This is a genomic window from Longimicrobium sp. (assembly GCA_036389795.1).
Classification (GTDB): domain Bacteria; phylum Gemmatimonadota; class Gemmatimonadetes; order Longimicrobiales; family Longimicrobiaceae; genus Longimicrobium.
Genome location: DASVWD010000245.1, coordinates 1 through 9,360, shown reverse-complemented (window position 1 = coordinate 9,360; position 9,360 = coordinate 1). Strand labels below are relative to the sequence as shown.

Annotated in this window: 10 protein-coding genes; 6 read left to right on the top strand and 4 right to left on the bottom strand. The window is 70.4% G+C overall.

Going from position 1 to position 9,360, the window contains the following annotated elements; all coding sequences use genetic code 11:
• The first annotated feature begins 468 nt into the window (after positions 1 to 468).
• The 5 genes from aroF to VF746_28985 all read left to right on the top strand — a co-directional run bounded on the left by aroF (position 469) and on the right by VF746_28985 (position 4,504).
• Positions 469 to 1,527, top strand: a complete 1,059-nt coding sequence (gene aroF / locus VF746_29005) for a 3-deoxy-7-phosphoheptulonate synthase (protein HEX8696493.1) — start codon at positions 469 to 471, stop codon at positions 1,525 to 1,527.
• Complete coding sequence (locus tag VF746_29000; protein HEX8696492.1) at positions 1,524 to 1,826, top strand: chorismate mutase; 303 nt, start codon at positions 1,524 to 1,526, stop codon at positions 1,824 to 1,826. Before aroF ends, VF746_29000 begins: the two co-directional genes overlap by 4 nt.
• 38 nt (positions 1,827 to 1,864) lie before the next feature.
• Entirely contained in the window at positions 1,865 to 2,686 is an 822-nt protein-coding gene (locus VF746_28995; protein ID HEX8696491.1) for a prephenate dehydrogenase, read from the top strand.
• A gap of 112 nt (positions 2,687 to 2,798) precedes the next feature.
• Positions 2,799 to 3,170 carry a hypothetical protein gene (locus VF746_28990; GenBank protein ID HEX8696490.1) on the top strand — a complete coding sequence of 124 codons (372 nt, stop codon included), beginning with the start codon at positions 2,799 to 2,801 and terminating at the stop codon, positions 3,168 to 3,170.
• Positions 3,171 to 3,511: 341 nt separating this feature from the next.
• A complete protein-coding gene (locus tag VF746_28985; GenBank protein ID HEX8696489.1) occupies positions 3,512 to 4,504 on the top strand; it encodes a sugar phosphate nucleotidyltransferase in 993 nt (330 codons plus the stop codon).
• Positions 4,505 to 4,598: 94 nt separating this feature from the next.
• On the opposite strand, the gene VF746_28980 is transcribed toward VF746_28985, so the two are convergent.
• The 4 genes from VF746_28980 to VF746_28965 all read right to left on the bottom strand — a co-directional run bounded on the left by VF746_28980 (position 4,599) and on the right by VF746_28965 (position 7,387).
• Entirely contained in the window at positions 4,599 to 4,862 is a 264-nt protein-coding gene (locus VF746_28980; protein ID HEX8696488.1) for a pinensin family lanthipeptide, read from the bottom strand.
• A gap of 259 nt (positions 4,863 to 5,121) precedes the next feature.
• On the bottom strand, positions 5,122 to 5,772 hold the full coding sequence (locus VF746_28975; GenBank protein ID HEX8696487.1) for a hypothetical protein: 651 nt from the start codon (positions 5,770 to 5,772) through the stop codon (positions 5,122 to 5,124).
• Positions 5,769 to 5,996, bottom strand: a complete 228-nt coding sequence (locus VF746_28970; protein HEX8696486.1) for a hypothetical protein — start codon at positions 5,994 to 5,996, stop codon at positions 5,769 to 5,771. Before VF746_28970 ends, VF746_28975 begins: the two co-directional genes overlap by 4 nt.
• Positions 5,997 to 6,241: 245 nt before the next feature.
• Positions 6,242 to 7,387, bottom strand: coding sequence for a M20/M25/M40 family metallo-hydrolase (locus VF746_28965; protein ID HEX8696485.1), 1,146 nt, complete (start codon positions 7,385 to 7,387; stop codon positions 6,242 to 6,244).
• 266 nt (positions 7,388 to 7,653) lie between these two features.
• Between VF746_28965 and VF746_28960 the strand changes: the two genes are divergently transcribed.
• Positions 7,654 to 8,919 (top strand): LeuA family protein, encoded by a 1,266-nt coding sequence (locus tag VF746_28960; protein HEX8696484.1) that lies wholly within the window; start codon positions 7,654 to 7,656, stop codon positions 8,917 to 8,919.
• Positions 8,920 to 9,360: the final 441 nt, after the last annotated feature.

Genomic DNA, 9,360 nt, shown 5'->3' with positions numbered 1-9,360 from the left:
CGGCAAGGCCGTGGGCGCGCACGAGAGCGCGCCCACGGCCTGTCGCGATCAGCTGTTCGAGCTGCGTTACGACATCCGGTACACGGGCACGGCCTCGCCGCAGGCGATTCCGCGACCCGGGTCGCGGAGGCGCCGCATCGGAATGCCCTTGCGGATGTCCGTCATCATCTGCTCGTCTGCCTGGTTGAGTGTGACGGATCTACGCTACCCACGCGGAGGGTGCCTGTCAACGGGTTGCGACGCTTGCGCGTTTCCCGCCAGGAGGTTAGCGTTGGAGCCATGAACGTCACCACGCGCGCCTACGGCTATTACTACTACGGGCTTCCCAGCGGGAGTCCGGGGTTCGTCGCGCGCGGCTAGACGGCAAAGTCTCCAAGGCGACGAGCAACGCAGGGCTCCCGAGCAGATCGGGGGCCCTTTTTCGTCGCCTCCCGCTGCCGACAACCACCTCCTCAAGCGAAGGACCCCATGATCATCGTCACCCGTCCGGGCGTCACCGACGCGGAGCTGGACCACATCCGCGAGCGCGTGGAGACGCTGGGGATGCGCACCCACGTCTCGCGCGGCGAGCAGCGCACCATCATCGGCTGCATCGGCGACGAGAGCCTGCTGGCCGAGGCCGCCCTCCTCTCGCTCCCCGGCGTCGAGTCCGTCACCCCCGTCCTCAAGCCCTACAAGCTGGCCTCTCGCGAGTTCTCGGTGGAGCCCTCCGTGGTCCGCGTGGGCGAGCGCGGCGGCGCCACGATCGGCGGGAAGCGGCTGGCGGTGATCGCGGGGCCGTGCTCGGTGGAGGGGCGCGACATGCTGCGCGAGACGGCGCACTCGATCCGCGAGGCGGGGGCGGGGATGCTGCGCGGCGGCGCCTTCAAGCCGCGCACCTCGCCGTACGCCTTCCAGGGCCTGGGCGAGACGGCGCTGCGCATGCTGGCCGAGGTGCGCGCGCAGACGGGGCTCCCCGTGGTCACCGAGGTGATGGACACGCGCCAGGTGGAGCTGGTGGCCGAGCACGCCGACGTGCTGCAGGTGGGCGCGCGCAACATGCAGAACTTCGCGCTCCTCTCCGAGCTGGGGCGGGTGCAGCGGCCGGTGCTGCTCAAGCGCGGGCTCTCGGCCACGGTCAAGGAGCTCTTGATGGCGGCCGAGTACGTGATGGCGCAGGGCAACCGCGACGTGATCCTCTGCGAGCGCGGGATCCGCACCTTCGAGACGGCCACGCGCAACACGCTAGACGTGGCGGCGATCCCCGTGCTCAAGGCCGAGACGCACCTGCCGGTGGTGGTGGACCCGAGCCACGCGGGCGGCCGCGCCGACCTGGTGGCGCCGCTGGCGTTCGCGGCCGTGGCGGCGGGGGCCGACGGGCTGATCGTGGAGGTGCACCCCTGCCCGGAGGAGGCGCTCTCCGACGGCGACCAGTCGCTCTCGCTGGAGAGCTTCGCGCGGATGATGCGGGACCTGCGGCCCTTCGCGCGGGCCGCCGGGCGCGAGCTGCCGATCCCCGCGCTGGACGCGGTGGAGGCGGCGGCATGAGCGGGCCGGAGACCGCGGCCGAGTCGGCCTCCGCGGCGCTGGAGGGGCTCAGGACGCAGATCGAGCGGATCGACCGCGCGCTGATAGGTCTGATCGCCGAGCGGGTGCGCCTCGCGCGCGACGTGGGCGAGGCGAAGCGGGCGCTGGGGCTGCCGGTGCTGGACCCCGCGCGCGAGGCGGCGGTGGTGCGCCGCGCCGGCACGCTGGCGCGCGAGGCGGGGCTCGCGGACGAGGACGTGCGCTACCTCTTCTGGCACCTGATCGGCCTCTCCCGCCGCGCGCAGATGGAGGGCGGGTGAGCGGCGTCCGGTGCGGAGTGCGAGGTGCGAAGTGCGAGGTGCGCACCGTCGCCGTGGTTGGCCTGGGGCTGATCGGCGGGTCGGCGGCGCGGGCGCTGGCGGCGGCGGGCGTGCGCGTCGTGGGGTGGGACCGCGACGCGTCCGCCGTGGACGCCGCGCTCGGCGAGGGGGTGCTGGCGGCGGCGCTCGGGGCGGACTTCGCAGGGGTAGAGGCGGCGGACGCGCTGCTGCTGGCCGTCCCCGTGCTCCGCGCCAGGGAGGTGCTGGCGGCCGCGCGCCCGCGCCTGGACGGGGTGCGGCTGGTCACCGACGCAGGGAGCACCAAGCGCTCGGTGGCCGCCGCGGCGTGGGAGCTGGGGCTCGCGGCGAAGTTCGTGGGCGCGCACCCGCTGGCGGGCGACCACCGCTCGGGGTGGGCGGCGTCGCGCGCGGACCTCTTCGCCGGCGCGCGCGTCTACCTCTGCCCCACGCGGGAGACGTCGGACGAGGCGCTCGTCCTCGCCCGCGAGCTGTGGGAGCGGGCGGGGGGAAGGACGGAGGTGATGGACGCGGCGGAGCACGACCGGCGGCTGGCGTGGACCAGCCACCTCCCGCAGGCCGCCTCCACCGCGCTCGCCGTGGCGCTCGACGCCCGCGGGGTCGCCCGGGCGGAGCTGGGGCCCGGCGGGCGCGACGTCACCCGCCTGGCCGCCAGTTCGCCGGAGATGTGGACCGACGTGGCGCGCGACAACGCCGACGAACTCGCCGCCGCGCTCCGGGCGATGGAGGACGCGCTACGGGGCCTGCGCGAGGCGATCAAGGCCGGCGACGAGGGGCGGATCCGCGAGATCTTCGCGCGAGGGCGGGAGTGGGGCGAATAGAAGCCGACCGGGACGGCGGGAATCCCCTCGGAAGGGGATGAGTCTTGTTCCGAACGGCGAGGAACGCGAATATACGTCAGGGTAGCGGACGCGCCAGGAAAGAGGGATTGCGATGGAGGAGAAGCCGCGGGAGAAAAAGAGCCCGGGCGCAGAGCCGGAACGGCTCACGATCGATCTCCCGTTCGAGGAAGCCGTACGGCGGGCCCTGCAGTCCCCCCGCCCGCCGGCGGGGTACCCGACAGGCCAAAGCGAAAGCGGCGCTGGAAGGTGGATCATGGACGTCCGTGACTGGCACCCCGGCCAGCTCGCCCTGTTGTGGGTCGTGGCGGTCTTTGGGGAGTGGTTGTTGATCCGCTCGATTCTACGCCCGCATTTCGTCCCCAATACACTGGGGTACGCGGTACTCTGGCTCATTCCGATAGTGCTCTTCGTGGTGACGTGGCGGTGGTTCGACGCTCGCAAACAGGACGGCGGCGCCTCCTGAGCGCCGCCGTTTGCGCTGGTCCGCTCTCGACTCCTCTTTGCAGCCAGCCGGGCACCTTCTCTCTCTTCCGCCCTCAGGAAGTCGGCCAGAGCGCGAGCGAGGGCGCGCCGTGCGCCTTGCCTGCGCTTCGGCCGCTCTCCCCCAGCTCCTCGCGCATCGCGTTCCTCGGTATCTCGAAGCCTGGCGCGGACGACCGACTCCCCGTCGGTGGCTCCCGCCGCGTTTGACGCTGTCCGCTCGCGCCGGGTATCTTGCGCCCGCCGCCGGTACGGATCGTGCCCGGTCGGCGGAACAATCCGTTTCTCCCCACTCCGACGACGAATCCACGCACGGAGACGCCCGTGAAAGTAGTGATGCCGGTGGCGGGCAAGGGCACGCGCCTTCGCCCGCACACGCACGTGACCCCCAAGCCGCTCCTCAAGGTGGCCGACAAGCCGGTGATGGCCTACATCCTCGACGACCTGCGCGAGCTGGGCGTGCACGAGGCCGTGCTCGTCACCGGGCACCTGAAGGAGAAGGTGCAGGAGTACATGGCGGAGGAGTACCCCGACTTCCACGCCGTCTACGTGGAGCAGAAGGAGCAGAACGGCACCGCCGACGCCATCCGCCTGGCCGAGCCGTACGTCCGGGAAGACCTGCTGATCATCTTCGTCGACACGCTCTTCGACGCCGACCTCTCCATCGTCAAGCGCCTGCCCGACGACGTGGCGGGGGTGATCTGGGCCAAGGAGGTGGAGGACTACCAGCGCTTCGGCGTGATCGTGACCGACGAGCACGGCTTCATGCGGAAGATCATCGAGAAGCCGAAGGAGCCGATCTCGAAGCTGGCCAACATCGGCCTCTACTACATCCGCGACTGGAAGCTGCTCTTCCAGGCGATCCACCACGTGATGGAGCAGCCGCCGGGGCCGGGGGGCGAGTACTTCCTCACCGACGCCTTCCAGTACATGGTGGACAACGGCGCCAGGCTCAGGGTGGAGCCGGTGCACGGCTGGTACGACGCCGGCAAGCCCGAGACGCTCCTGGAGACCAACCTGCACGTGCTCACCACCTCGCGCGCCCGGCCGCCCGCCAACGGGACGAACGTGACCGTGCACGGGCCCGTGCACGTGGCCGACGGCGTGACGCTGGAAGACGTGGAGATCGGGCCCAACGTGACCATCGGCCCCGGGACCACGGTCCGCCGCAGCCGCCTGCGCGACACCATCGTGGGCGAGAAGAGCGAGGTGGAGGACGTGGACGTGCGCGACTCGCTCATCGGCAGCCACGTGAAGGTGCGCGGCGTCACCGGGCAGGTGGACCTGGGCGACCACTCGGTGGTGCTGCACGCGTAAGCGCCGGGCGCCGGACCGGCACCGAGGAAAGGCCCCGCGCCGGCGTCCGGCGCGGGGCCTCGTTCTTACCACGGCTGCCCGTCAGGATCGGATGCTAGTAGCGGTCCGAGCCGCGGAACGGGTCGTAGCAGGTGAGGCCGCAGCTGTACGGTGTGCAGTAGTACGTGCCGCACCCGGCGTCGCAGCTGTCCCAGCAGGTGTTGCCGCCCTCGCAGGTGGCGCCCTGGCAGGTGTACCAGCAGGTGGCGCCGCCGTCGGTCTCCCAGTAGCCGTGCACCGTCCCCGGCTCCTCCTCGCCGCGCTCCGTGGGGAAAGACTCCACCTCGAGCTCTTCGAGGTCCAGCTTCAGCTTCGTCATCGGTTCCTCCGTGGGTGGCCGGATTCGCACGCGCCCGTCGGCGGGCCGTGCGGGAGGAAAGCTGGCGCCGGATCAGATGTGGGGGGCGGAGGACGGTACGACCAGTCCGCGGGCGGGACGAGCCGCGGCGTGGCTGGTAGGAACGATTCGCCCCCCCGGACACCTCGAGGGGCACGGACTGGTGCGAAACACGATCCCCTCGCCCGTGTCGAACGGACGAGGGGAAAGCGCATCTCCCGCTGTCCTGGCTGATTCGCGGTCAGACCGGTACCGGCGCCTGGCGCAATACGGTGCCGCCTCTGATCGCCTCGAACAGTCCGGACTGGATCAACCAGTCGAAGGCAGGCCCGGGTGGCAGGGATTCCTGCTGTACGAGATCATCCAGCCACTGTGCCACGGTTCGCTCGTATCCATGCCCTGCGCCGTTCTCACCGGGCTCTCCACCCGACTCCATGTACGGCCGCAGAAGCTCCTCGCCACGGAACTCGTAGTCGGGGTTCCCGTGCCGATGGGACGAAGGCCGGTTCACCCACAGATAGAAGTCGCTGGGATAACCGACCAGCAGGAAAAAGCCTCCCCCGGGTATTCCGGAATGGGCGAGCAGATTCCTGTAGACCTGTGCAGCCCCATGCTGATCGATGCCCCGTGCAGATTTCACTTCGACGACCAGTTGGAGGGTGCCCACCTGATCGTATACCGCCACATCGGAGCGCGTCCGGATCCTGGCGCCCGGGATTTCCCAGTCGCCCTGGCGAACTTTTTCATCCAGGCACGAGCTGCACACATTGATCTGCAGGCGTCCCGGGTGGGCCCAAACCGCGGTGATGGGCGCCGGTGTCAGCGCCTTGCACACCGCGGTCTGGATCTCACAGACTCCCGTTAGAATCACGCCACTCGGTTCGATCTTCATATTGCATCCTGCATTCGTGTGGCGAGCCAGTCGGTCAGGCGGTCTCGCGCGTCTTCAACCAGGTCTTCGCGGTCGCGAGGACTGAGGACAGGGACGAACGACGCCCGCAGGCTGGTTTCGGCCTCATCGAGGTAACTGTCCGGCGGGTCGAACGGCCGGTCGTAGCCGAGCTCGTGCCGTTCGACGTGCGCCAACTCATGGGCAAGGCAGGCCAGCGGCGACATCCGCGAGTTCGCCGTTCTCCCCGCGCCAGGATAGGCGTCGGCGCCGAGGACCACGAGCCCGCGGGCCTGATCGAACCGCGTGCGTGATCCATGCCGCATCGCCTCTGTAATGTCAAGTGCCCTCGGCCGCTCTCCGCAGAGCACTTCCCAAATCTCAAGACACCTTTGGATCTGCGTTCCGTCCAGTCCGACCCTGTTCCTGGCTCCGAGCATGGATGCAGTGGATTTGTACGGGTGGGTGCGGATCAGGCGGCCAGGCCCGCCGCGGAGAGGATGATGAGCAGGGCGCGCTCGACGCCGAGGGCGCCGTTGTCGTTGGAGTACCACTCGTCGGCGGTGTGGATGCCGCCCGAGTCGCCGCCCACGCCGATGGCGATCGAGGGGATGCCGAGCGCCATGGGGACGTTGGCGTCGGTCGACGAGCCCACCAGCTCGGGGCGCGCGCCCAGCGCGAAGGTGACGGCCGAGGCGGCGGCCACCAGCGGCGACTTCGGCGGGGTCTCGCCCGAGGGGCGGTCGCCGATCACCGCCACCCGGGCGCCCAGCGGCTCGGTGCCGGCACGGCGGCCGGCGTTCTCCTCGTCGACCACGCGGGCCAGCACGCCGCGTACGCCGGCCTCCATCTCGGCCAGGGCGCCGGCCACCTCGCTGCGCATGTCGAGCTCCATCCACGCCCCCTCGGGGATGGAGTTGATGCTGCTGCCGCCGCCGATGCGCGCCACGGTGAGCGAGGAGCGCGCGGGGTGGGGAAGGGCCAGGGTGGCCACCTCGGCGACGGCCGAGCCCAGGGCGACGATCGGGTTGGGCGCGCCGCGGTCGGCCCAGGAGTGGCCGCCGGGGCCGCTGACCTCCACGCGCAGCCGCCGCGAGCCGATGGCCCGGTGCACGATGCGCCGCAGCCCGCTGCCGGCCAGCGCGATGAACGCCGCCGCCCCGCGCAGGGGCGAGCCCTCGCGGAACAGGTGCTTGACCCCGCGCAGGTCGCCGATCCCCTCCTCGCCCACCGTCGCGGCAAAGAGCACGGGGTGCGGCGCGCGGACGCCGGAGCCCGCCAGCACGCGCGCCACGGCCAGCATTCCCGCCAGCCCGCGGCAGTTGTCGGTGATCCCCGGGGCGTGAAAGCGCTTGCCCTTGCGCCGCGGCTCCACGTCGGTGTCGGCGGCGAACACCGTGTCCAGGTGCGCGGCGACCACCACCGGCTGCTCCGCCGCCCCCGCCGGACGCCACTCGCCCAGCACGTTTCCCACCGCGTCGCGGCGCACGGCGGCCAGCCCCATCTGCTGAAAGCGCGCCAGCACGTAGTCGCCCCGCGCCTGCTCGGCGAACGAGGGCGCGGGGATGCGCACCAGGGCCAGCTGCTCGGCCAGGGTGTCGTCGTCCGTCTGGTGCACGCGCTGCCGCAGCGGGCGCAGCGCTGAAAGGGCCGTAACGTCGGGCAGGGTCGCCGTCCTCGGGAAAGGGGTGCGCACGCCAAGGCGCGGATTGTGCCGCCACGGGGGCACCCGTGTCAAACGCGCGGTGTGGACTCCGGTACTTTTCGGGCGCCGGGGCAGTGGGTAGGTTCAGTGTCTTGACCCAATCCGCACGGACGGCGTTGCCGCTTCCGCCGCGACGCATCAGAACGTTTTCAAAAGACCCGGCGCGAGGACCGCAGAAGATGCAGTACAGCGAGCTGATCTACGACTGGAACACCCTTGCGGGGTCGTTCGACTACTCCACCCGCCGCGGCGTGCAGCTGAACGACGAGACGCTGCGCGACGGGCTGCAGTCACCCTCTGTCCACGATCCGGACATCGAGGACAAGATCCGCCTGCTGCACCTGATGGACCAGCTGCGGATCGCCAGCGCCGACATCGGCCTTCCCGGCGCCGGCCCCCGCGCCCTGCGCGACGTGGAGGCGCTGGCGCGCGAGGTGGTGGATTCCAAGCTGGCCATCCAGCCCAACTGCGCCGCACGCACCGTGCGCGCCGACGTGCAGCCCATCATCGACGTGTCGCAGAAGGTGGGGATCGCCATCGAGGCGGCCACCTTCATCGGCTCGTCGCCGATCCGCCAGTACGCGGAGGACTGGACGCTCGACCGGATGCTGCGCGCCACCGAGGACGCCGTCACCTTCGCCGTGGAAAACGGGCTTCCGGTGATGTACGTCACCGAAGACACCACCCGCGCGGCGCCCGAGGTGGTAAAGGCGCTCTACCGGACGGCGATCGAGTGCGGCGCGCGGCGCATCTGCGTCTGCGACACGGTGGGCCACGCCACGCCCCACGGCGTCCGCCAGCTCATCCGCTTCGTCTTCGACGAGGTGGTAAAGCCGTCGGGCGAGGACGTGAAGGTGGACTGGCACGGCCACCGCGACCGCGGCCTGGCCATCCCCAACTGCCTGGCGGCCATCGAAGAGGGGGCGCACCGCATCCACGGCACCGCGCTGGGAATCGGCGAGCGCTGCGGCAACGCCGAGATGGACCTGCTGCTCGTGAACCTCAAGCTGCTGGGGCTGCACGACTGGGACCTGTCGCGGCTGAACGAGTACGTGGAGCTGGCGTCGCGGGCGTGCCACGTGCCGCTGGCGTACAACTGGCCCGTGTTCGGCGAGGACGCCTTTCGCACCGGCACGGGGGTGCACGCGGCCGCCATCATCAAGGCCGAGAGCAAGGGCGACGCGTGGCTGGCGGACCGCATCTACTCCGGTGTCCCCGCGGGCTGGTTCGGCCTGCGCCAGGTGATCGAGATCTCACCGATGAGCGGCATCAGCAACGTGCGCTACTGGCTGCGCGCCCACGGCTACGACGCGACGGACGAGGCGCTGTGCGGTGCGGTGTTCGAGGCCGCCAAGACCTGCGACCACACCTTCACGGACGCGGAGGTCCACGCCCTCTGCCAGGCCCACGCCGCCGGCCGCGGCGAGGCCGTGGGCGCGGCGTAGTTTCCGGGTCCGCAAAAGGACTGGAGGTACAGAGGAACGGAGGAAAAGACCGGAGGAACAGAGACAGCGCGCGTCCGGGTCTGTTCCTCTCCGTTCTGCTCTGTTCCTCCGTACCTCCCGTCTTTTCAGGATCTGGCTACCCTGCTCCCAGCCCGTCCCCGCGCCGCGTTCAGGTCGCCGGATCCGCCACCACACCTTTACGGACGTAGTGATCCCCGCGCTCCACCAGGCGCACGCCGCGGCTCGTGGCGAGGGCGATGGATGCGGCGTAATACAAAATTCCAAAAAAGTACGTTTCCATATGGTAGACACGCGGAAACAAGGAGAGGACGCGGGATGAGATTCATCCGTGTCCTCTCTCGTTTTGTCCGCGTACTCCGCGTGTTTGTTTACAAATTCACCAGAGACGCACCCGGACCGATCGGCCCACGTTTACCGGTG